The organism is Ornithinimicrobium carbonis (genome assembly GCF_977012275.1).
In genome coordinates this window covers 1555231-1578098 of record NZ_OZ348993.1, presented here as the reverse complement: position 1 = coordinate 1578098, position 22868 = coordinate 1555231, and the positions used below count along the sequence as shown (strand labels likewise).

Annotated in this window: 19 protein-coding genes; 12 read left to right on the top strand and 7 right to left on the bottom strand. The window is 74.3% G+C overall.

The features are described 5' to 3' along the window. The first annotated feature begins 6 nt into the window (after nucleotides 1–6). A complete protein-coding gene (murJ, locus tag ACWHYA_RS07065) occupies nucleotides 7–1590 on the top strand; it encodes a murein biosynthesis integral membrane protein MurJ (RefSeq protein ID WP_425941942.1) in 1584 nt (527 codons plus the stop codon). Between the two features lie 18 nt (nucleotides 1591–1608). Here the strand turns inward: murJ and ACWHYA_RS07060 are convergent, their stop codons facing one another. Further along, entirely contained in the window at nucleotides 1609–2823 is a 1215-nt protein-coding gene (locus ACWHYA_RS07060) for an ATP-grasp domain-containing protein (protein WP_425941944.1), read from the bottom strand. 218 nt (nucleotides 2824–3041) lie between these two features. On the opposite strand from ACWHYA_RS07060, the gene ACWHYA_RS07055 reads away from it, so the two are divergent. The 8 genes from ACWHYA_RS07055 to ACWHYA_RS07020 all read left to right on the top strand — a co-directional run bounded on the left by ACWHYA_RS07055 (nucleotide 3042) and on the right by ACWHYA_RS07020 (nucleotide 14526). Beyond that, nucleotides 3042–5114 (top strand): beta-propeller domain-containing protein, encoded by a 2073-nt coding sequence (locus ACWHYA_RS07055; RefSeq protein WP_425941945.1) that lies wholly within the window; start codon nucleotides 3042–3044, stop codon nucleotides 5112–5114. 391 nt (nucleotides 5115–5505) lie between these two features. After that, nucleotides 5506–6861 carry a bifunctional o-acetylhomoserine/o-acetylserine sulfhydrylase gene (locus tag ACWHYA_RS07050; RefSeq protein WP_425941947.1) on the top strand — a complete coding sequence of 452 codons (1356 nt, stop codon included), beginning with the start codon at nucleotides 5506–5508 and terminating at the stop codon, nucleotides 6859–6861. A 33-nt stretch (nucleotides 6862–6894) separates the two neighbouring features. Next, nucleotides 6895–8115, top strand: a complete 1221-nt coding sequence (metX, locus tag ACWHYA_RS07045; RefSeq protein ID WP_425941949.1) for a homoserine O-acetyltransferase MetX — start codon at nucleotides 6895–6897, stop codon at nucleotides 8113–8115. Between the two features lie 25 nt (nucleotides 8116–8140). Beyond that, on the top strand, nucleotides 8141–9517 hold the full coding sequence (locus tag ACWHYA_RS07040; protein ID WP_425941951.1) for a YbfB/YjiJ family MFS transporter: 1377 nt from the start codon (nucleotides 8141–8143) through the stop codon (nucleotides 9515–9517). A 30-nt stretch (nucleotides 9518–9547) separates the two neighbouring features. Further along, entirely contained in the window at nucleotides 9548–10033 is a 486-nt protein-coding gene (locus ACWHYA_RS07035; protein WP_425941953.1) for an NfeD family protein, read from the top strand. Between the two features lie 120 nt (nucleotides 10034–10153). After that, entirely contained in the window at nucleotides 10154–11479 is a 1326-nt protein-coding gene (locus ACWHYA_RS07030) for an SPFH domain-containing protein (protein ID WP_425941955.1), read from the top strand. A gap of 274 nt (nucleotides 11480–11753) precedes the next feature. Next, nucleotides 11754–13442, top strand: a complete 1689-nt coding sequence (locus tag ACWHYA_RS07025; RefSeq protein WP_425941957.1) for an alpha-amylase family protein — start codon at nucleotides 11754–11756, stop codon at nucleotides 13440–13442. A gap of 127 nt (nucleotides 13443–13569) precedes the next feature. Then, a complete protein-coding gene (locus tag ACWHYA_RS07020) occupies nucleotides 13570–14526 on the top strand; it encodes a TIGR03885 family FMN-dependent LLM class oxidoreductase (RefSeq protein ID WP_425941959.1) in 957 nt (318 codons plus the stop codon). 33 nt (nucleotides 14527–14559) lie between these two features. Here the strand turns inward: ACWHYA_RS07020 and ACWHYA_RS07015 are convergent, their stop codons facing one another. Both ACWHYA_RS07015 and ACWHYA_RS07010 read right to left on the bottom strand, forming a co-directional pair. After that, the gene (locus ACWHYA_RS07015) at nucleotides 14560–16287 is read right to left on the bottom strand and encodes an alpha-glucosidase (RefSeq protein WP_425941961.1); all 1728 of its coding nucleotides are present in this window, start codon (nucleotides 16285–16287) and stop codon (nucleotides 14560–14562) included. A 95-nt stretch (nucleotides 16288–16382) separates the two neighbouring features. Further along, complete coding sequence (locus tag ACWHYA_RS07010; RefSeq protein ID WP_425941963.1) at nucleotides 16383–16964, bottom strand: TIGR03086 family metal-binding protein; 582 nt, start codon at nucleotides 16962–16964, stop codon at nucleotides 16383–16385. A gap of 39 nt (nucleotides 16965–17003) precedes the next feature. Here ACWHYA_RS07010 and ACWHYA_RS07005 point away from each other — a divergent pair, with 39 nt between their 5' ends. Then, nucleotides 17004–18263, top strand: coding sequence for an amidohydrolase family protein (locus tag ACWHYA_RS07005; RefSeq protein WP_425941965.1), 1260 nt, complete (start codon nucleotides 17004–17006; stop codon nucleotides 18261–18263). Nucleotides 18264–18266: 3 nt separating this feature from the next. Here ACWHYA_RS07005 and ACWHYA_RS07000 read toward each other — a convergent pair whose 3' ends face one another. From ACWHYA_RS07000 to ACWHYA_RS06985, 4 genes are all read right to left on the bottom strand, one after another. After that, nucleotides 18267–18791: a gluconokinase gene (locus ACWHYA_RS07000; protein ID WP_425941966.1), complete on the bottom strand. Its 525-nt coding sequence runs from the start codon at nucleotides 18789–18791 to the stop codon at nucleotides 18267–18269. A gap of 126 nt (nucleotides 18792–18917) precedes the next feature. Further along, nucleotides 18918–19670 (bottom strand): aspartate/glutamate racemase family protein, encoded by a 753-nt coding sequence (locus ACWHYA_RS06995; RefSeq protein WP_425941968.1) that lies wholly within the window; start codon nucleotides 19668–19670, stop codon nucleotides 18918–18920. Next, nucleotides 19667–20923, bottom strand: a complete 1257-nt coding sequence (locus tag ACWHYA_RS06990) for a carboxylate--amine ligase (RefSeq protein ID WP_425941970.1) — start codon at nucleotides 20921–20923, stop codon at nucleotides 19667–19669. Before ACWHYA_RS06990 ends, ACWHYA_RS06995 begins: the two co-directional genes overlap by 4 nt. A gap of 130 nt (nucleotides 20924–21053) precedes the next feature. After that, the gene (locus ACWHYA_RS06985) at nucleotides 21054–21695 is read right to left on the bottom strand and encodes an IMPACT family protein (RefSeq protein WP_425941972.1); all 642 of its coding nucleotides are present in this window, start codon (nucleotides 21693–21695) and stop codon (nucleotides 21054–21056) included. A gap of 135 nt (nucleotides 21696–21830) precedes the next feature. Here ACWHYA_RS06985 and ACWHYA_RS06980 point away from each other — a divergent pair, with 135 nt between their 5' ends. Continuing rightward, nucleotides 21831–22463, top strand: a complete 633-nt coding sequence (locus ACWHYA_RS06980) for a copper resistance CopC family protein (RefSeq protein WP_425941974.1) — start codon at nucleotides 21831–21833, stop codon at nucleotides 22461–22463. A gap of 145 nt (nucleotides 22464–22608) precedes the next feature. Then, nucleotides 22609–22863 carry a DUF3073 domain-containing protein gene (locus tag ACWHYA_RS06975; protein ID WP_425941976.1) on the top strand — a complete coding sequence of 85 codons (255 nt, stop codon included), beginning with the start codon at nucleotides 22609–22611 and terminating at the stop codon, nucleotides 22861–22863. The last annotated feature ends 5 nt before the right edge of the window (nucleotides 22864–22868 follow it).

The window sequence follows — 22868 nt, the reverse complement described above, 5'->3', positions numbered from 1 at the left end:
CGCGTGATGGCCGCACGCTCCGGCGTGGGCAGGGCGGCCCTGCTCGTCGCGGCGCTGACCGCGGTGTCCACCGTCCTGGGCCTGGTCCGGGACGCGGTCGTCGCCGCGGTCTACGGCGCCGGCGCCGAGCTGGACGCGTGGTTCGTCGCGCTGGGGCTCTCCAGCATCCTGCTCGGGGTCCTCGGCACCTCGCTGACGCGGGCGGTCACCCCGGTCGTCGCCCGCGAGGCGGAGGCCGAGAAGGTGGCCGGCGCAACCGGTGCCGCTGGCCCACCCGACGGGGCGGACGCCGCCGGACGCTGCACCGGCCACCCCGGCTGGTGGACCGCCAGCGTCGTGGGCACCGTCGCCCTGGGGGTGGTCGGTGTCGTCCTGGGCCTGGCGGCGGCGCCGATCTCCGTGGTCCTGGCCCCCGGTCTGGCCGGGAGCGACGACGGCACCCTGGTCCTGCTGGTGCGGGTGGTGCTGCTGGCCACGGTTCTCATCGCCGCGACCGACCTGCTCGCCGGCCTGGCGCACGGCCACGGCGTGTTCCGCTGGGTCGCCCTGCAGGGGATCCCCTTCAACCTCGTGATGATCGCCGCGGCCGCGCTGCTGGGCCCCCGGTACGGCATCTCCGCCCTGGCCTGGGGCTTCGTCGTCGGGTCGCTGCTGCGGATGCTGCTGCAGCTGTGGCCGGCCCACCGGCACCGCTGGCGGCTGGCGACGCGCCTGGACCTCGAGGGTCCCGGCTGGCGCGAGATCACCGCCATGGTGCCGGCGCTGATGGTCGGTCAGGCCGTCGTCAACGTCAACACGCTCGTCGACCGGGCGGTGGCCTCCACGGTGGAGGAGGGCGCGGTCTCGGCGATCTTCCTCGGGTGGCGGCTGACCAGCCTTCCGGAGACGCTGATCGTCGCCGCCCTCATGGCGCCGCTCTACCCCGCGATGGGGGCCGCCGCCGGTCGTCCGCGGGAGCTGCGGGCGCTGCTGCACCGCGGCACGGGGGTGACGCTGACGATCCTCGTGCCGGTGGTGGCGGCCCTGGCGGTGGTGCCCGACCGGGTGGTCGCGCTGGCGTTCGGCCGGGGCTCCTTCGACGAGGACGCGGTCGCGCTCACCGCGACCGCCGTCGTGTGGTTCCTGCCGGCGCTGCTCGCCGTCGGCTGGCGGCACGTCGTCGTGAGCGCCTCCTACGCCGTCGGCGACACCCGGGGCCCGGTGGCGATCAGCATCGTGGCGATGGTCGTCAACGTCGTGGGTGACCTGGTCCTGGCACCGGTCCTGGGCGTTCCCGGCATCGTGCTGGCCACCTCGGTGTCGCTGGTGCTCGCGGCCGTGCTCACCAGCTGGTACGTCGCCGACCGCCACTCCCTGCTCGACGTCGCCCAGGCCCGCGGGCAGGTCGTGCGTGCCCTGGTCAGCGGTCTGGCCGCCGGCCTCGTCGCCGCCGGGACGGCCCTGGCCCTCGGCTCCGCGCCGGACCTGCTCGTCGTGCCCGTGGTCGGGCTCGCCGCCCTGGCCGGGCAGCAGGCCGTCCTGCACCTGCTCCGGGCGCCCGAGCGACGGGTGGTCGCCGAGGTGGTCGGTCTGCTCCGACGCCGGGCCTGACCTGCTGCCCCCGTCCCCTCAGGACGCCAGCGGCGGGGTGCTGCGGGGCGTGCCGCGCGACGCGTCCTCGTCGTGGTCCGGGTCGGGGTCGTCGGGCCGGAAGCGTGCGGTGAGCAGGTGCGCCACCGGCCCCGGGTCGTCGAGCCGGGTCAGGCTGTGCCGCGCGCCGACGGCCCACCGCAGGCTGTTCCCCACGTCCCGGGCCAGTCCCCCGCGCCGCTCGATCCGCGCCCGGCGCAGGTCGCCGGCCAGCCACTGGTAGCGGACCCCGACCCGCCCGTCGGCCAGGTCCGGCACCGGCAGGTCCAGCGCCCCGCGCACCCAGGCGTCGAGCAGCCCCGGCCGGGCGCTCTCGGCGAGCGCCACCGACCCGAACGGCCGCCCGTTGAAGTCGATGAGCCAGGGGGTCCCGTCCTTGCCGGTGAGGAACTGCAGCTCGACGAGCCCCACCCAGCCGATGCGCCGCAGAAGGTCCTCGCTGCGCCGGGCCAGCTCCGCGTCGACGGGCACCGTGACAGCCCGGGCGGAAGCGCCGTGCGGGGTCGGCCACAGCCGAGGGGCGACCTGCTGGACGCGGCCGATGAGCCGTCCCTCGTGCACCACCCCGACGAGGGCGCCCAGCCGCCCGTGCACCGGCTGCTGGAGGACGGGCTCGTCCCCGTGCGCCCGGATCCGGGCGAGCTGCCCGGCGAGCGCGTCGGCGTCGTGGCACAGCTCCACCTCCACCCGGTGGCGGCGGGTCACCCCCGGCCGCCAGTGGGTGCGCGACTTGACCACGACGGGCAGCGGCACCGACCCGGGGTCCACATCGTCGGAGGGGATCCAGGTATGCGGTGCCGCCAGTCCCGCCGCGCCCGCGGCCTCCACGAGGCCCAGCTTGTCGAGGGCCTGCTCGACCACGGCGCGGGAGGGGGCGGCGACCGGGACGGGCAGCCGGTCGGCGACGTGGGAGAGCGCGGCCATCCAGTCGTCGCCGGCGCCCACCACCAGGTCGTAGCCCTCGGCCTCCACGGCCGCGGTGACCGCGCGGACGAACTCGCCCAGCGTCCCGCGGGCCCGGGGCACGACGTGCGTGGCGGACACCGCGCGGGAGGCACCGACGAACCCGGCCGAGGCCCGGGGCGTCCCGGCACCGACGCGCCACCCCTGGCGGCGCAGGGCGCGGGCCACGGTCACCGCCGCCCGGTCCCGCACGTGCGCCAGGACGAGGACGGCTCCTGGCGAGGGGGGCATACGGTCCAACCTAACAACGGGCGGGATGCCATTCCCGCCCATCCGCCGCGGTGTCGCCGGGCCCGTCGCACGGACGGCCGGAGGAACGGCGCCGCACGGGCGGGCGCATCGGCACCGCACGGGCCGGCGGAACGGCAGCGCACGGGCGGGCGGAACGCCGCGGAGGCGGGGCACGTCATACCCCTGTCATCGTCGACCACGCACCCCAGGAGGCTGCCGTGCCCGCGCCAACCGCACTCCGCCGGGTGGGCCTGCCGCTCACCGCCGTCCTCGCGTTTACGGCCTGCGCCCCGGCCCCCCAGGACCCCGAGCCGGCGCCGCCGGGGTCGGCACCGACGACGGGGGCCCCGACGAGCGGGACGCCCGCCCCCTGGGACGAGGCGACCGTCCGGGCCGCGACCACGGCCCTGCCGGCGGGCTACCTCGCGCCCTTCGACGACTGCCAGCAGCTGCTCACCTACTACCAGGCCAACGCGCTGGAGCTGGTCACCCCCTACGGGCTCGGGGGCGGCGGGTGGGGGATGGCCGTCGACGACTCCGGCGGGGCGATGGAGGACTCCGCCGCCGGCGGCGACGCCGCGTCCGCCGCCTCCGACGGGGGCGGCGCGGCGCCCGAGCACTCGAGCACCAACGTCCAGGAGGAGGGCGTCGACGAGGCCGACACGGTCAAGACCGACGGCCGGATCCTCGTCACCACCACCGGCGGGCAGGTCCGCGTGGTCGACCTGGCCTCCGAGGAGGTGCTCGCCCGGATCCCGATGCCGGGCCGCGCCGACCAGGCCTCCCCCTCCGAGCTGCTGCTCGACGGCAGCACCCTCGTCGTGCTCGGCCAGGAGTGGTCCTCGCCGCAGCCGGTGGACGGCCTGCGGGTGGCCTACCCCGCCAGCCGCACCCTGGTGATGACCGTCGACCTGTCCGACCCGAGCCGGCCGCAGGTGCTGGGGACGGTCCGCGTGGAGGGGTCCTACCGCTCGGCCCGGATGATCGACGGCACCGTCCGGATGGTGATGGTCACCGAGCCCCCCGGCGTCCCGCAGACCCAGCCCGGCTCGGGCAGCCTCCGGGCCGAGGACGAGGCCGAGGAGCGCAACCGGGAGCTCATCCGCTCCACCACCATCGAGGACTGGGTGCCCCACCGCCAGGAGCTGGACGCCGACGGGCGGGTCGTGGGCACCGAGCCGCTGCTGGAGTGCTCGGAGATCTCCCGTCCGCGCGACCCCGCCGGCCTGTCGACGATGTCCGTGCTGACGTTCGACCTGGCCTCGGGCCAGGTCACCCCCACCTCCGGCGCGGGGCTGGTGGCCAGCGGCAGCACCGTCTACGCCTCCCCCGACCGGCTCGTCGTCGGCACCAGCGCCTGGGACGCCTGGCAGTGGGCGGCCATGAGCATGCCGTGGCCGCAGGACCGGCCGATGCGCACCGACCTGCACACCTTCGACATCTCCGACCCGGCCGCCACCCGCTACGTCGCCTCCGGCAGCGTCGAGGGCCACCTGCTGAACCAGTGGGCCCTGGACGAGCAGGACGGCGTGCTGCGGGTGGCCACGACGATCGACCCGCCGGGGCGCTCGCAGACCTCGAGCTCCTCGCTCGTCGTCCTCGCCGAGGAGGGCGAGGAGCTGGTGGAGACCGGGCGGGTGGACGGCCTGGGCGAGACCGAGCAGATCTACGCCGTGCGCTACCTGGACGCCGACCTGGCCGCGATCGTCACCTTCCGGCAGACCGACCCGCTCTACCTGGTCGACACCTCCGACCCCTCCGCGCCGACCCTGGCCGGCGAGCTGAAGATCCCCGGCTACTCGGCCTACCTGCACCCCGTCGGCGACGGGTGGCTGCTGGGCGTCGGCCAGGACGCCGACGAGCGGACCGGGCAGACGAAGGGCCTGCAGGCCTCGCTCTTCGACGTGCGCGACGTGAACGCGCCGGTCCGGACCGAGGTGCTCACCTGGCCCGAGACCTACTCCCCCGTCGAGTGGGACCACCGGGCGTTCACCGCCTGGCCCTCGACCGGTCAGGCCTTCCTGCCCGCGATGACGTGGGGCACGGTGGCCTCCGAGGGGGACGGGGACGTCCAGGACAAGCCGGGCTTCGCAGGCGTCCTCGCCCTGGACGTGGGCCCCGGCGTCCTCGCCGAGAGCGGCCGGGCCCGCACGAACGCGGACGACCGGTGGGTGGACGCACCCTCCCGCACGATCGTCGTGGGTCAGGACCTGTGGGCCCTCGACCACCAGGGCCTGGCCCGGTTCGACCTGGGCACGCTCGAGGGCGGCTGGGCGGTGGACCTTCCCTGAGGGGCACGAGGACGCTGCGGCACAGGGCCGGTGGATCGGGAGAAACCCGTGTCCGCCGGCCCTGCGGCCGTCCGTCCTGCCGTGAGGACGGGCATGACCGAAGACGTTGCCCGCCAACCGGATTTGCATCCGAGGATTCTGTGTCAGTTCGGGTCGACACGGCCCGTCTGACGAATTGACTTCGGTCGTCGCGCGCTGCTAGACATCTCTTCCATGACGACCTCGCGACGCCGAATGCGCAGCTGCTGAGCCTCCCCCTCGCAGCCTGCGCCCCGTGCGCGACCGGCGGCACCCCCGGTGCCCCACGGCATACCCCTCCGCTGTCGAGGCGGGCTCAGCAGCGTGACACCACCTCCTCACCTGCCCCCACCCTGCACCGGAAGGCCTCCCCATGAGCACCTCGTCCACCTCCGCCCAGCTCTCCTTCGACACCCGTCAGATCCACGCCGGCCAGACCCCCGACGCCGCCACCGGCGCCCGCGCGCTGCCGATCTACCAGACCACCTCCTACGTCTTCGAGGACGCCGACCAGGCGGCGAACCGGTTCGCCCTGGCCGAGCTGGGCCCGATCTACACCCGGATCACCAACCCGACCCAGGAGGTCGTCGAGAACCGGATCGCCGACCTGGAGGGCGGCGTCGGTGCCCTGCTCGTGGCGTCCGGCTCCTCGGCCATCACCCTCGCCGTGCTCAACCTCGCCGGCTCCGGCGACCACCTCGTCGCCAGCCCGCAGCTCTACGGCGGGACGCAGAACCTCTTCGCCCACACCCTGCCCAAGCTGGGCATCGAGGTCACCTTCGTCGAGGACCCGACCGACCCCGAGTCGTGGCGGGCCGCCGCCCGGCCGGAGACGAAGCTGTTCTTCGGCGAGACGATCGCCAACCCCAGCAGCGAGGTGCTCGACATCCGCGCCGTCGCCGACGTGGCTCACGAGGTCGGCGTGCCGCTGGTCGTGGACAACACCATCGCCACCCCCTACCTGTGCCGCCCGATCGAGCACGGCGCGGACGTCGTGGTCCACTCGGCCACCAAGTACCTCGGCGGCCACGGCACCTCGATCGCCGGTGTGATCGTCGACGGGGGAGCCTTCGACTACGGCCAGGGCGACCGCTTCCCCGGCTTCACCGAGCCCGACCCCTCCTACAACGGGCTCGTCTACGCCGAGACGCTGGGCAAGGACGGCATCTTCGGGGTCAACCTGTCCTACATCCTCAAGGCCCGCGTGCAGCTGCTGCGCGACCTCGGCCCGGCCGTCGCGCCGTTCAACGCCTTCCTCATCGCGCAGGGTGTGGAGACGCTGTCCCTGCGGGTCGAGCGGCACGTCGCCAACGCCGGCCGGGTCGCCGAGTGGCTCGCCGGGCACGACCAGGTCGAGCAGGTCCACTACGCCGGCCTGCCCGACCACCCCTCGCACGAGCTCGCGCAGCGCTACCTCCCCGGGGGCGCCGGAGCCGTGCTGGCCTTCGAGATCGCCGGCGGGGTCGAGGCCGGGAAGGCGTTCGTCTCGGCGCTGCAGCTGCACAGCCACGTGGCCAACATCGGGGACGTGCGCTCCCTGGTCATCCACCCCGCCTCGACGACCCACAGCCAGCTGTCCGAGGACGCCCGGCGCGCCGCCGGCGTCACCCCCGGCCTGGTCCGGCTGGCCGTCGGCATCGAGGGGATCGAGGACATCCTGGCCGACCTGGGGACCGGCTTCGAGGCCGCGGCCCGGGTCGCCGGCTCCGCCGAGACCGCGGCGGCCTGAGCCGTGTCCGCCGGCCGGCGCCGCGTCCAGCCCGTGGGCGACCTGACCCTGGAGTCGGGGAAGGTCATCGAGGGTGTGCGCGTGTCCTACCAGACGTGGGGCCGCCTCAACGAGGCCCGCGACAACGCGGTGCTGGTCCTGCACGCGCTGACCGGTGACAGCCACGTCGTCGGCCCGCGCGGGCCGGGCCAGCCGACCGCGGGATGGTGGCCCGGGCTCGTCGGGCCCGGCTGCCCGGTGGACACGGACGAGTGGTTCGTCGTCGCCCCGGCCGTCCTCGGCGGCTGCGGCGGCACGACCGGCCCCTCCTCGGCCGCCCCGGACGGGCGCCCCTACGGCTCCTGCTTCCCGGCCGTGACCGTCCGCGACCAGGTCCGCGCTGAGGCGCTGCTGGCCGACGCCCTGGGCATCCACAGCTTCGCCCTCGTGGTCGGCGGCTCCGTGGGAGGTATGCGCTCGCTCGAGTGGGCGGTGACGCTGCCCGGGCGGGTGAAGCGGTGCGTCGTGCTCGCCGCGGGCGCGGCGGCCACCGCCGACCAGATCGCCTGGTCGGTGCCGCAGCAGCACGCGGTCCGCCTCGACCCGGCCTTCCAGGGCGGGGACTACTACCCCGGCCCCGGGCCGCGACAGGGCCTGGCGATCGCCCGCCAGATCGCGCACGCGACCTACCGCTCCGCGCAGGAGCTGGCCCTGCGGTTCGGGCGGGACGGGCAGTGCGGGGAGGACCCGCTGCGCGGAGGTCGGTATGCCGTGCAGTCCTACCTCGAGCACCACGGCGCCAAGCTGGTGCGCCGGTTCGACGCCAACGCCTACCTCGCGCTCACCGAGGCGATGAACTCCCACGACGTCGGGCGCGGACGCGGCGGGGTCGAGGCCGCGCTGCGCCGCATCACCGCCGAGCTGACGGTGGGCGTGGTCTCCAGCGACCGGCTGTTCACCCCGGCCGACGGAGCGGTCGTCGCCGCGTCGCCCGCGTGCCGGGAGCTGGCCACCATCGAGTCCCCCTACGGGCACGACGCCTTCCTCGTGGAGACCGAGCAGGTCTTCGCGATCGTCGCCCGGGCGCTGCGCAGCGACCCGGTGCCGCAGGCGAACCGTCCTCCCCGCCCTCGGACCGCCGACCGTCCATCGGCGCGGGCAGGGGGCGAGGCCGTGGTCGGGCAGGAGGCGGCGGGCGCGGAGAACGGGGGACCGGCCGTCGCGTCGGCCGCCTCGACCCCGGTGCCGCTCGTCGCCGGTCCCAGCCTCTGGTGAGGACGGCGGCTGGCAGACTGCAGCAGTGACCAGCCGCGCCGACCGTCTCCTCGTGGCGCTGGCGCTCTCCTCCGGCCCGCTGGTCTCCCTCGGCCTGGCCCGCTTCGCCTACGCCCTGCTCCTGCCCGAGATGCGGGCGGACCTGGGCTGGACGTGGTCCCAGGCCGGGGCGCTCAACACCGCGAACGCCGCCGGCTACCTCCTCGGCGCGCTCGTCGCGGCACCGGTCGCGCGGCGTCTGGGGACCGGCCGGGCCTTCCTGCTCGGGTCGGCGGTCTGCACGGCCGCGCTGCTCCTCACGGCCGTCACGGTCGCCTACCCCCTGCTGCTCGTGGCCCGCGCGGCCGCCGGGGTGGGCGGTGCGTGGGCGTTCGTGCTGGGCGCCGCGCTCGTCGTCGCCGCGGGTGCCGAGGGGACCCCGCGCCGGGCGGCGCTCATGCTCGGCCTGTACTACGGCGGGGCCGGCGGCGGGATGACCTTGGCCGGGCTGCTCGTGCCGTGGGTCCTTGACCGCTCGGACGCCGGTGGAGGGACCGGCGGCGGGGCGGATGGAGCGTCCGGCGTCGGGGCGGACGGATCGTCCGGCGTCGGGGCGGACGGATCGTCCGGCGTCGGGGCGGATGGATCGTCCGGCCTCGGGGCGGGCGGCGGGCCCGGCGTCGGACCGGACGGCCTCCTGGCCGGGCTCGCGGGCTGGCAGCTGGGCTGGGTGGCCCTGGCCGTGCTGGCCGGGGTCGCCACCGCGGTGGCGGCGCTGGCGCTGCGGTCGACCAGCGACCCCGCGCCGCCGGCCGCCGAGCACCGACGCTGGGACCGCCGCCAGGTCGGCTGGCTGTCGGCGGGCTACACCTTCTTCGGGCTGGGTTACATCGCCTACCTCACCTTCGTCATCGCCTTCCTGCAGGAGCAGGGCGTGGGCCTGCGGACCGTGGCCGTGTTCTGGGTGGTCGTGGGCCTGGCGGCGTCAGCAGGCTGGTTCGTGTGGGGCCCGCTCATCGGCCGCCTGGGCGGGGCACGGGCGATGACCGTCCTGATGACGGTGCTCGCCCTGGGCACGGTGCTGCCGGTCGTCGTCGCGCAGACCTGGGCGTTCCTGCTCTCCGGTGTCGTCGTCGGCGGCACGTTCCTGTCGGTGGTCACCGCGATGACGGTCGGTGTGCGCCGGGCGCTGCCCGCGGGGCTGTGGACCTCCGGGCTGGCCTTCACGACGGCCGCGTTCGGGGCGGGCCAGACGGTCGGCCCGTGGCTCACCGGATGGTTCTCGGACCGGCTGGACAGCCTCGGGGCGGGTCTGGTCCTCTCCGCGGCGCTGCTCCTCGTCGGTGCGCTGCTCGTGCTCCCGCAGCGCGAACCGGCCGCACCCTGGGGAACCACCCGGGCCCGGCCCGCGTCGGACCCCTAGACTGGGACCCCGGGAGGGAAAGGAGACCACATGGACTGGCTGCGCGACACGCAGTGGCTGTGGTGGCTCGGTGCGGCGCTGGCGTTCGGTGTCGTGGAGATGACCACGCTCGACCTGCTCTTCCTCATGCTGGCGCTCGGGGCCCTCGTGGCCGCCGTCGTCGCCGGCGCGGGGTTGCCCATCCTCGTCCAGGTCCTCGTCTTCATCGGCGCGGCCGGCCTCTTCGTGCTGGCCCTGCGTCCGATGGCGCTGAAGTACTGGAACCTGGAGGGCAAGGGCGCCCGGATCGGCGTCGAGGGCAACATCGGCCACCCGGCCACCGTCGAGCAGACCGTGACCGACCACGCGGGGCTGGTCAAGCTGCGCGGGGAGACCTGGACCGCCCGGGCCGAGCTGGCCGGGCAGAGCTTCGCCCCCGGGGACGTGGTCACCGTCGTCCGCATCGACGGCGCCACCGCGGTCGTGGCGGCCGCCACCCCGGAGGACAAGCCGCTCGAGCCCCCCGCACGGGACTGAGGCCGGCGCACCCTTCGCCCTCGCACCGCATACCCCCACCTCCGAAGCACCCCAGACCCGACCTGACCGTCCGGCGGACCGCAGCGTCCTCCGGGTCCGACACACCGAAGGAGCCGTGTCATGCCAGACCCCGTCAGCATCATCGTGTGGGCCGTCGTCGCCCTGCTCGTGCTGTTCACGATCGTGGCGATCGCCCGCGCGATCCGGATCGTCCCCCAGGCCACCGCCGTCATCGTGGAGCGGCTGGGCAAGTACGACCGCACCCTCGACGCCGGCCTGCACTTCCTCATCCCCTTCATCGACCGGCCGCGTTCGGTCGTGGACCTGCGCGAGCAGGTCGTCAGCTTCCCGCCGCAGCCGGTGATCACCAGCGACAACCTCGTCGTCTCGATCGACACCGTCATCTACTTCCAGCCCACGGACCCCAAGGCGGCGACCTACGAGATCGCCAACTACATCCAGGGCATCGAGCAGCTGACCGTCACCACGCTGCGCAACGTCATCGGGTCCCTCGACCTGGAGCAGACGCTGACCAGCCGCGACATGATCAACGGCCAGCTGCGCGGCGTCCTCGACGAGGCCACCGGCCGCTGGGGCATCCGGGTCAACCGGGTCGAGCTCAAGGCGATCGACCCGCCCGCCTCCGTGCAGGACTCGATGGAGAAGCAGATGCGCGCCGAGCGCGACCGCCGCGCCACGATCCTCAACGCCGAGGGTGTCAAGCAGTCGCAGATCCTCACGGCCGAGGGTGAGAAGCAGGCCCAGATCCTGCGGGCCGAGGGCACCGCGCAGTCGGCGATCCTGGAGTCCCAGGGTGAGGCCCGGGCGATCCTGCAGGTCTTCGACGCCATCCACAAGGGCAACCCGGACAGCAAGCTGCTGGCCTACCAGTACCTGCAGATGCTGCCCGAGATCGCCAAGGGCGACTCCAACCAGATGTGGGTCGTGCCCACCGAGCTCACCGCGGCCCTCTCGGGCATCGGCAAGGCGCTCGGCGGGGGCAGCGGCGGCGGTGCCGACGCGGGGCTGGACGGCCCGAGCGCCGGCCTGCGCGACGACGCCGGCTACACCGGGCTGGACGACCTCGACACCCCGACCCTGGAGGACCCGCGCGAGGCGCTGCGTCGTGCCCGGGCCGAGGCCGAGGACGCCTCCCGCGACGCCGAGGGCGCGACCAAGCAGCGCTCCGGCAAGGAGGCCGAGGCCGCGGTGGCCGAGGCCGCCCGCAAGGCCAAGGCCGCCCAGCAGCAGCGTGCGGCCGAGGGGTCGCCCGAGCTGGGCACCCTGCCGCAGCAGGAGCAGGTCGTCCCCGACCTGCCCGAGCACCAGGACCCGGCGGTGGCCGACCGGCCCGCGCAGGGTGCGCACCGCGACCAGCCGGGTGCCCACTCCTGGGAGCGGCCCGCCGGCGAGCGCAAGCCCTGGGACCAGAGCCCGGAGGGCTGAGCGCCCACCGCAGCACCGTAGGACGGGGCCGTGACCGCAAGGTCGCGGCCCCGTTCCGCGTCCGGCCGGCATCTCGTGCAGTCGATCCGGGCCCCGCCAGGGGCCACGGGCGACTGCACGGCCGGCGGGCACGGCTGGGCCGCTCACCGGCAGGACCACCCGGAACTCGTGCAGTCGATCCAGGCCCCGCCAGGGGCCACGGGCGACTGCACGGCCGACGACTGTCCTACCCCCACCGGTTGAGCCGGAGGGCGCGACAGGACAGGGTGGGGGCATGCGGATCACCGACACCAGCGACCTGTGGTGGAAGAACGCCATCCTCTACTCCATGGACGTCGAGACGTTCTACGACGCCGACGGCGACGGGGTGGGTGACATCCAGGGCCTCGCGCAGCGCATCGACTACCTGGCGGACCTGGGGATCACCTGCCTGTGGCTGATGCCGTTCTACCCCAGCCCCGACCGGGACGACGGCTACGACGTCATGGACTACTACGGCGTCGACGGGCGGCTGGGCAACCATGGCCAGTTCGTCGAGCTGGTCCGGCTGGCCCACGACCGCGGCATCCGGGTCATCACCGACCTGGTCATCAACCACACGAGCGACCAGCATCCGTGGTTCAAGGCCTCCCGCAAGGAGAAGGACCCGGAGAAGAACTACTACCGCGACTTCTACGTGTGGCGCCCGGACGACCCCGGTGACACCTCCGACCAGGTCGTCTTCCCCGACGAGGAGGACTCCATCTGGGAGCTGGACGAGAAGACCGGCGAGTACTACCTGCACCACTTCTACAAGCACCAGCCCGACCTCAACCTCGACCACCCCGCGGTCGTCGACGAGATCATGCGCACGGTCGGGTTCTGGCTGCAGCTGGGCGTGGACGGCTTCCGGGTGGACGGGGTGCCGTTCTTCGAGCAGTCCGCCGAGGCCACCGGCTCCCCGGAGTACGTCGTGGACCCGCACCGTTTCATGGCGCAGCTGCGCGACTTCCTCTCCCGGCGCAACGGCTCGGCCATGATGCTCGGCGAGGTCAACCTGAGCCGTCAGGAGCAGCTGCGCTTCTTCGGCGGGGACGCCGCCGACGAGATGCACATGCAGTTCGACTTCATCCTCATGCAGCGGACCTACCTCGCGATGGCCCGCCAGGACGCCCGGCCGATCGTCGAGGCCCTGCACAGCCGCCCGGAGATCCACCGGACCTGCCAGTGGGCGACCTTCCTGCGCAACCACGACGAGCTCACCCTCGACAAGCTCACCAAGGGCGAGCGCGAGGAGGTCTTCGCCGCCTTCGGGCCGGAGGAGGAGATGCAGGTCTACGACCGAGGTCTGAAGCGCCGCCTCCCGCCGATGCTCGGGGGCGACCCGCGCCGGATCGCGATGGCCTACTCCCTGATGTTCTCCCTGCCCGGCACCCCGACCCTCTACTTCGGCGAGGAGATCGGGATGGGCGAGGACCTGCAGGCCGAGGGCCGGATGGCGGTGCGCTCCCCGATGCAGTGGAGCCCGGGCAAGAACGGCGGCTTCTCCACCGCCCGACCCTCCCAGCTCGTCCAGCGCGTCGTGCCCGGGCCCTACGGCCCCGAGCACGTCAACGTGCTCAGCCAGCAGCACGACCCGGACTCGCTGCTGTCCTGGATGCGCCGCCTCATCGACATCCGCCGTTCCTGCCCCGAGGTGGGCTGGGGCGAGCTGACGGTGCTCGAGCACGACGCCGGCCCCCAGGTGCTGGCGCACCGCCTGGACGTCGACGGGTCCGCCGTCCTCACGGTGCACAACCTGGGGCCGGAGCCGGTCACCGTCCAGGTGTCCGTCGACGGGCCGATCCCCGACCCGCACCTGACCGACCTGCTCTCCCACGAGACGCTGGAGGTGGAGAAGGGCCGGGTCCTGCCCGTGCAGCTCGACGGCTACGGCGTGCGCTGGGTCCGCCTGCGCCGTCAGGGCGAGCTGTCCATCCCGTGACCGGGCAGACTCAACACGACCACGACCACGACCACGCCGCCCGCGTGCACGACATACCCCGCGGTCGCCGCACCCCGGCCCGCACCCACGGCACACCCCGCGCGCATCCCCTCCCGGAAGGACCGGCATGAGCAGGATCGGTTTCCACGCCTCGCACGAGCAGATCAGTCCCCGCCAGCTGCTGACCGACGTCCAGCACGCCGAGCGGGCGGGCTTCGACATGGCCATGTGCTCGGACCACCTCTACCCGTGGAGCGCCCGCCAGGGCCACTCGGGGTATGCCTGGTCCTGGCTGGGTGCGGCCCTCGCCACGACCGACCTCACCCTCGGGTGCGTGTCGGCCCCGGGGCAGCGCTACCACCCGGTGGTGCACGCCCAGAGGATCGCCACGCTGGGACAGATGTTCCCCGGCCGGTTCTGGGTGGCGCTGGGCAGCGGCGAGAACATCAACGAGCACGTCACCGGTGAGGTCTGGCCGCGCAAGGAGATACGCACCCGGCGTCTGGAGGAGAGCGTCGAGGTCATCCGGCGGCTGCTCGCCGGCGAGGAGGTCTCCCACGACGGGCTGGTGGGCGTGGACCGTGCCCGGATCTGGGAGACCGCCGACCCCGCTCCCCTGCTCGTCGGTCCCGCCGTGTCGGTGGGGTCGGCCGCCCGGGTCGCCGCGTGGGCCGACGGGCTGGTCACGATCAACCAGCCCGTCGAGACGCTCCGCGAGCTGCTCGCGGCCTACCGGGACGCCGGCGGCCGCGGCCGCACCTCGCTGCAGATCCACCTCTCCTGGGCGCCGACCCAGGAGGAAGCCGAGCGGATCGCCGTCGACCAGTGGCGCTCCAACGTCTTCTCCGAGCCGGTCAACTGGGACACCGCGACCACCGAGGGCTTCGACGTCGCGTCCGAGCACGTCGGTCTGGACGTCGTGCGCGAGAGCGTGCGCATCTCCCACGACCTGGGCCGGCACCGCGAGTGGCTGGCCGAGTACGCCGACCTCGGGTTCGACGACCTCTACCTGCACCACGTGGGCCAGGAGCAGGAGGCGTTCATCGACGCCTTCGCCGAGGAGGTCCTGCCGGCGCTGCGGTGAGGTCGGCCGCCGCTGCGGCGGCGTGGCCGCAGGTCAGCGCACCCGTCGCAGGACGAGCGACTCCCACCCGGGCAGCGTGCCGTCGGCCAGGACCGACCGCGCGGCCTCGGACGACGTCGGCACCAGCACCTCGGCGCCGGCCCAACCCTCGAGCAGCCCCGGAGGCACGGTCAGGGTCTCCCGGGTGAAGCTGGCCAGGACGAGCAGCTCGGTCCCCTCGTGCCGGCGGGCGTATGCCCACAGGTCCGGGTGGTCCGCGGCGAGCGGCTCGACGTCACCGTGGGCGACGGCGGTCTCGTCGTGCCGCAACGCGATCAGGTCACGGTAGTGCTCGAACACCGACCCCTGGACCCCGACCTGAGACTCGGCGTTGATCTCGGTGTGGTTGTCCGCCACCGCGATCCACGGCTCCCCCGTGGTGAAGCCCGCGTGCCGCCCCGCCGTCCACTGCACGGGGGTCCGGGCGTTGTCCCGGCTCTTGAAGGACAGCCCCGGCAGGACCTCCTCGACCGTGCGCCCGGTGGCGGTCTGCTCGGCGAGGTAGTTCACCGACTCGATGTCCCGGAACTGCTCCGGCGCGGTGAAGCCGACGTTCGTCATCCCGATCTCGTCGCCCTGGTAGACGTAGGGCGTGCCGCGCATCAGGTGTAGCACCGTCGCCAGCGTCCGCGCCGAGCGGGAGCGCCATACCTCGTCGTCGTCGCCGAAGCGGGACACCGCGCGCGGCTGGTCGTGGTTGTCCCAGTAGAGGCTGTTCCAGCCCAGGTCGGCGAGCCCGGTCTGCCAGGCCATGAGGTTCTCCCGCAGGCGCGGCATCGACAGCGGCGCCACGTCGAACTTCCCGCCCGGGCCGGAGTCCAGGTCGACGTGCTCGAACTGGAAGACCATGTCGACCTCGCGCCGGGCCGGGTCGGTGAACAGCCGTGCCTGCTCGATCGTGACGCCGGGCATCTCCCCGACGGTGAGGAAGGCGCGCGGATGGTCGGCGAAGACCTCGCGGTACATCTCCTGCAGGTGCTCGTGGACCTTCGGCCGGGTGGCCACCATGGAGAAGGCGTCGCCCCACAGGCCGTCCGGCGGCACCTGCCCGTCCGGGTAGCCCTCGGGCTTGTCGAGCAGGTTGATGACGTCCATCCGGAAGCCGTCGACACCCCGCTCCAGCCACCAGCGCATCATCGCGTAGACCGCCTCGCGGACCTGCGGGTTCTCCCAGTTCAGGTCGGGCTGCTTGCGGCTGAACAGGTGCAGGTAGTACTCCCCCGTGGCCTCGTCCCACTCCCAGGCGGACCCGGAGAAGAAGGAGCCCCAGTTGCTCGGCTCGGCCCCCGGCTGCCCGCCGACGTGACCGGGCCGCGGCGGCGCCCAGTGGTACCAGTCGCGCTTCGGCGAGTCCGTGGCCGCACGGCTCTTCAGGAACCACGCGTGCTCGTCGCTGGTGTGGTTGACGACCAGGTCCATGACGACCCGCAGGCCACGGTCGTGCGCGGCGGCGACGAGCTCGTCGAGGTCCTCGAGCGTGCCGAACAGGGGGTCGACGTCCTGGTAGTCGCTGATGTCGTAGCCGTTGTCGTCCTGCGGCGAGCGGTAGACCGGCGACAGCCACACGACGTCCACCCCCAGGGCGGCCAGGTGGTCCAGCCGGCCGATGATCCCGCGCAGGTCGCCGACGCCGTCCCCGTCGCTGTCGGCGAAGCTGCGGGGGTAGATCTGGTAGACGACGGCGCTCTTCCACCAGTCGCGGGGCAGGTCCTGGGTCAGCACGCACCCCAGGGTATGGGGTTCCCCGGCCCGGCGGGGCGCGCGCCCCCGGGAGGGACCCGGCTCAGCGCGGCGTGCGGCCCCGGGAGGGACCCGGCTCAGCGCGGCGTGCGGCCCAGCAGGGCGACCAGCCGGTCCAGCGGCGCCGTCGAGGAGGTCTGCACGGGCGGGTCGAAGAGTCCCTCGAGACCGCCCGCCTCCACCCGGGGCTCCTCGTAGGCGAGCGCCTCCGCCACCGCCTCGGCGGTCGGCGTGTAGGGCTGCCCGGTGGCCACGGCCAGGTCCCAGCCGTGCACGACGAGGTCGACGAGCATCTGGGAGGCGTACTCGGTCACCGGGACCGGCCCGACCGAGACCTCGACCGACCGGTCGGGGTCCCGGACGTCCGCCCAGGCCAGCAGGGAGGAGGCGATCGCCGAGCGCCAGGCCTCGACCGGGTGCTCACCCAGGACGTCGCCGTCGTAGGCGTCGCCGACGTCGGCCAGACCCTCCCCGGCCAGCAGCCGAGGGGCCCAGAGGTGCTCGGCGACCAGGTGGTTGACCAGGGTGCGCACGTCCCATCCCTGGCACGGCGTCGGGGCGGTCCAGCGCTGCGGGGGCACACCCTCGACGAGCGGCGTCACGGCGGCGGCGGCCGAGGGGAGCACCTGGAGCACGCGGGGGCTGGGAGGTCCGTCCATGCCCCCAGGGTGGCACGGCCACGACATACCCTGACGACCATGTGGATCCGCCGCTGCCGCCCGTGGGGCGCCGCCCTGTCCGACGTCCGCCTCGAGCGGGAGCTGGTCGCCGAGGTGGTGCCGGTCGGGGTGGATGCGGCGGACGGCGGCTCCGCCGCGGGCGTCGGGACGGACGCTGCGCGGGCCCGGGCCGACGTCGGGCCCGACGACGTCGACGGGCGCGGACGGCTGCTGCTGCCCGCCTTCGCCGACGTGCACGTCCACCTGGACTCGACCCGGCTGGGGCTGCCCTTCCGGCCGCACACCGGGGCGCCCGGCGTGTGGGCGATGATGCTCAACGACCGGGAGCACTGGCGCCAGGCCGAGGAGGGCATCACCGAGCGGGTGGCGCGGACCCTGGGGATGATGGTCGCCCGCGGCACGACACGGGTGCGCTCCTTCGCCCAGGTCGACGTGGACGCCGGGCTGGAGCGGCTCGAGGCCGTCCTCGCCGCCCGCGAGGCCTTCCGCGACCGGGCCGAGGTGCAGGTCATCGCCTTCCCCCAGGCGGGGCTCCTGCGCGAGGAGGGGTCGGCCCGGGTGCTCGAGGACGCGCTGCGTGCCGGGGCCGACGTCGTGGGCGGCATCGACCCGTGCAGCCTGGACCGCGACCCGGTCCGCCACCTGGACGTCGTCTTCGGCCTGGCCGAGCGGTACGGCCTGCCCGTGGACGTCCACCTGCACGAGCCGGGCGAGCTGGGCCGCTTCTCCGCCGACCTCATCCTGGAGCGGACCCACGCCCTGGGGATGCAGGGCCGCGTGCTGATCTCCCACGGCTACGGGCTGTGGGACGGGACGGAGTCGCAGACGCGGGCGCTGGTGGAGCGGCTCGCCGAGGCCGACGTCGCGACCGCGACGGTGGCGCCGGGAGGCCGGCAGAACCTGCCGCTGCAGCTGCTCGTCGAGCACGGCGTCCGGGTGGGGCTGGGCGAGGACGGGCAGCGCGACTACTGGTCTCCCTACGGCAACGCCGACATGCTCGACCGCACCTGGCAGCTGGCGTTCACGCACGGCTTCCGCCGGGACGACCTCGTCGAGCACTGCCTGGCGGTGGCCACCCGCGGCGGGGCCTCGATCATGGACGCCGACCTGCCCCGGCTCGCCGGGGTGGAGGACCGCCCCGGGCTGGCCGTCGGCGACCGCGCCGACCTGCTGCTCCTCGACGGGGAGACACCCACCGCCGCGGTCATGGACCGGCTGCCCGACCGGACCGTCCTGCACCGCGGTCGGGTGGTGGCCGAGGGGCTCGAGCTGGTCTGAGACCTACTCCAGGTGGGCCAGCACGACGCGGACGGCCCGCTCCACCGGGTGGGCGATGTCGACGACGACCCCGCGCTCGTCCGGCTCGAGCATCTCCAGCGTGTCCAGCTGGGACTCCAGCAGCGTCGGGGGCATGAAGTGCTCTCGCGTCTCCATCCGCTCCAGCAGCAGGCCCTTGTCCCCGTGCATGTGGACGAAGTAGGTCCCGGGGGCACCCTCGCGCAGCAGGTCGCGGTAGCTGCGCTTCAACGAGGAGCAGGACAGGATCGTGCTCTCCCCCCGTTCGTCCCGCTCCTGCGTCCACCGGGCGAGCGTGCGCAGCCACGGCCAGCGGTCCTGGTCCATCAGCGGCCGTCCGGCGGCCATCTTCTCCACGTTGGACGCCGGGTGGTACTCGTCGCCCTCGGCGAACTCCCACCCGAGCCGCTCGTGCAGGGCCCGTGCGATCGTGCTCTTGCCGCACCCCGACACACCCATGACGACGACGTGGACGGGGACGCCGGGGGCCGGTGCGAGCAGGGGGGTCATGCCGGCCACCGTATCGGGGACCCGGCGTGGACGTCGGCTGTTGCCGCCCGTTGCCCGCTCGTCGGGACCCGGCGTGGACGTCGGCTGTTGCCGCCCGTTGCCCGCTCGTCGGGACCCGCCGTCCGGTCACCCCGCCCCGTCGCCCGGCCGACCCAGCTCCTCGACCACCCGGGCGACGAGCGCGGCCTGCGCGTCCACGGCATACCCCGGCAGGGCGTCACCGGCCTGCTCGGCCAGGACGGACAGCTCGGTGCAGCCCAGCACCACCGCGTCGGCGTCGCCGCGCAGGCGCCGCAGGAGGGCGAGGAGGTCGCCGGTGGGGACCTCGACGCCGGCCTTGACCCCGTCGTAGATCATCGTCATGACCGCCCGCTGGCCCTCCTCGTCCGGGACCAGCGGCTCGGCGCCCAGGTCGGTCAGCGCGTCCTGGTAAACCCGGCTCAGGACCGTGCCGTCGGTGGCCAGCACGAGGACGCGCGGCCTGGCGGCGCCCTGCGCGCGGGCCCGGTCGACGGCGGCCTCCGCGCCGACGCGCACCAGCGACAGGAGGGGCAGCGGCAGCTCCTCCGGCAGGAACGCGTGCGCGGTGTTGCACGCGATGACCGCCCGGCTGACGCCCAGCCGGGCGAGCAGCTCCAGGTCCCCCACGAGGTATGGCGTGGGGTCGGGCTGCTCGGGGTCGAGCAGCCGGGCGGTGCGGTCGGGGGTGGAGGAGTGGCCCAGCACGACGGTGTCGAGGTGGTCCTGGTCGCGCGTCACCGGCCACGCCCGCACGAGCGCGTCGAGGAAGGCCACGGTCGCGGCCGGCCCCATCCCGCCCAGCACGCCCAGGACCGGACGGTCCCAGGTGTCCGGCAGCAGGCGTCCGGGGGTGCTCACGAGGTCACCGGGCGGCGGTAGTGGCGGGCGAAGCTGCGCGCGTAGAGCACGTCGTTCTTCAGCTGGGCCAGCCGCCGGTCGCGGCCGCGGTCCGGCCCGTAGACGAAGGGCCGCACGACCCGGCCCGTGCGCCGGATCCGGGCCAGGCGCTCCTTGGTCCGCGGGTCGGTGACGTAGCGCCGCAGCAGCGGCACGGGCACGATCGAGTAGAGCCAGTCGTCGGTCTCCGCGCCGACGTCGAGGCCCTCGTAGGGGTCCAGCCCCTCGACGTGCTCGCGCACCCAGGGCGTGGCGACCGGATGGCCCGCCGCGGTGAGGTACCCGTGCGACCGGCCCAGCCGCGGGTTGAGCTCGAAGAAGTGCTCCCGGCCGTCGCGCGGGTCGACCTTGATGTCGAAGTTGGCCCAGCCGGTCCAGCCCACGTGCTCGAGCAGCCGGGTGGCGTCGGCCATCGCGGAGCTGCTGGCGCCGTGGACGATCGCCAGCGGGTTGCCGATCATCCCCGGGTCGTGGTCCTCCAGCAGGACGTGGCCCATCCGCCCCCACCGGACCCTGCCGGAGCCGTCGGAGTAGGTGGTCAGCACGCGCATCTGCTCGTCCCCGCCGGGGACCCGCTCCTGGACGACGAGCGCACCGGCGTAGCCCGCGCCCGTCATGACCCGGCGCAGGGCGAGCAGCTCGGCCACGTCGGCGGCATACCCCACCTTCTGCTTGCCGGCGTAGAGGAGCCCGTGGAAGGCGGGCGAGTCGGCCGGCTTGACGACCAGCGGGGGGCGCAGGTCGGCCAGCATCCCCGCGACGTCCTGCTCCGCGACGGCGTGGTCGACGACCACCGTGCGCGGGTGGGCGACGCCGACCTCGGCGCACACCTGGGCGAAGCGCTCCTTGTCGCTGAGCCGCTCGATGAGAGGCAGCTCGGGGTAGGGCACGACGACCCGCTCGTCGAACCGGTGGCGCAGGGCCCCGAGCCGTTCCACCCACCAGTCCATCGTGCCCATGAGCATCACCCGGTGGCCGGGCCGGGCGTCGGCCACCCGGTGCACCGCGGCCACCACCTCGTCGAGGTCGTCCAGCCCGGGCACGACCTCGTTGTCGATGATCGCCGACCCGCGGACCGGGGCGGGGACGCCACGGGTCATCACCGTCGTGCGCACCCCGAGCTCGGCGTGGAAGGCCCGCGCCAGGGTGTACGTCGCCAGCTCCCCGCCCATGACCACGGGCACGAAGGGGACGGTGGAGGTGTGCGGGGGCATGCGGGAAAAGTACCAGCCGGCCGGCACGCGCCCGGGCGGACCGACCCCCAGGGTTCACGTGATCCCCCAGGTCGGTCGGGTCGGGCGCGTCGCCGTCACGGCCGTCTCCAGGGCCGGGCCGACCGGCGCCTCAGGTCCCCTCGTCGGCCCAGCCCTGCACCCGGCTGGACTCGTCGAGGACGGCCACCCCGCCCGTGAGCCCGGCGAGCAGCCCGGGCAGCTCCCCGGCCCGGTCGACCGGCACCCGCACGCGCAGCCGGACGCGGTCGGCATACCCCACGGAGGGCACCACGACCCCCCGGGAGCGCAGGTCGTGCTCGAGGCGTCCGGCCAGGTCGTGCCCGACGACGACGTCCACCTCCTCGACCCGCACGCGGGCGAGCACCCGGGCGCCGGCGAGCGCCTCGCGGACGGCCCCGGAGTAGGCGCGGACCAGTCCCCCGCTCCCCAGCAGCGTCCCGCCGAACCACCGGCTGACGACGGCGACGACGTCGGTGAGCCCCGACCCGGTGAGCACCTCGAGCATCGGCGCCCCCGCGGTCCCGCCCGGTTCCCCGTCGTCGTTGCTGCGCACGGTGGCCCCGTCCGGCCCGAGCACGAAGGCCGAGCAGTGGTGCCGCGCGTCCCAGAACGTGCTGCGGGCCTCCTCGACGACCGCCCTGGCCTGCGCCTCGTCCTCGACCCGGCGCAGCCAGCAGGTGAAGACCGAGCGGCGGTCCTCCAGGGTGGCCTCGGCCCCGGCGGCCAGCGTGCGGTAGGAGGAGGGGCCCATCCGGGCAGGGTATGCCGTGGGGCCGGACAGGCCCGCGCCACGGGGTGGGGCTGTCCGGCCGGTGGGGTCGACCTGGCCCGGCCGGTGGGGTCGGGCCGGTCCGACGCTGCGTCGGAGCCGACCTACAGTAGAGACGTGACCCGGTTCCTGCGTCCGCTGATCCTCCTGCTCGCCACGCTGCTGCTGCTCGTGCCCGGGGCGGCGCAGGCCCACGACCAGCTGACCGGGACCGATCCGGTTGACGGCGCGGTGCTGACGGAGGCCCCCGAGGCACTGACCTTCACCTTCTCCGGCGAGGTCGCCCCCGTCGGTGCCCAGGTGGCGGTGACGACCGGCCCCGGGCAGGACCACCTCGTCGGCGAGCCCGTCGTGGACGGCCGGGCGGTCGTGCAGGAGGTCACCGGGATGGTCGACGGGACCTACGAGGTCGCCTGGCGGATCACCAGCTCCGACGGCCACCCGATCTCCGGGACGCTGGGTTTCACGGTCACCACGGGCGACGGCGCCGACGCCGCCGGTGGCGCCGGTGGCGCCGCGGCGCAGGACTACTCCCCCGACGGCACCGACGGCTCGACGCCCGCCGGGGGGACGACCGACGACGGCACGGCCGCTGCCGACGCCGGCGAGGACGAGGAGGACGTCGATCCGCCGGTCGCGCAGGGGGTGGACACCGGCCTGCCCGGGTGGGTCTGGCTCGTCGTGGGGCTCGCCGTCCTGGGGCTGGCGGCGCTGCTGGTGCACACCTGGACCCGCAACCGTCGCGGCTGAGCCCCGGCCGGGGCGATGCGGGCTGTGAGCGTCGTCTCATGTAGCCTTGGGCGCACGAACATTCGCACTCCCGGGCCGGCTGCGCGACCTGATGTGATCAGCAAGCGGTGCCGTTCCGGACGACACGACACGAGGGGGTCACGCCATGGGGCGCGGCCGAGCCAAGGCAAAGCAGATCAAGGTCGCCCGGAAGCTGAAGTACAACTCGGCTCCCAGCACCGACCTCACCGCCCTGGAGCGCGAGCTCCGCAGCGGACGAGGTGAGTTCACCTACGAGAGCGACCACGCGGACGCCGACGAGGAGGACGACGACCAGGACCCGTACGCGGCCTACGTCGACGACTCCGACGACGACGACGAGAGCGACGACGGAGCCTGGGCACCCGGAGGCACCCGTTGAGGTGA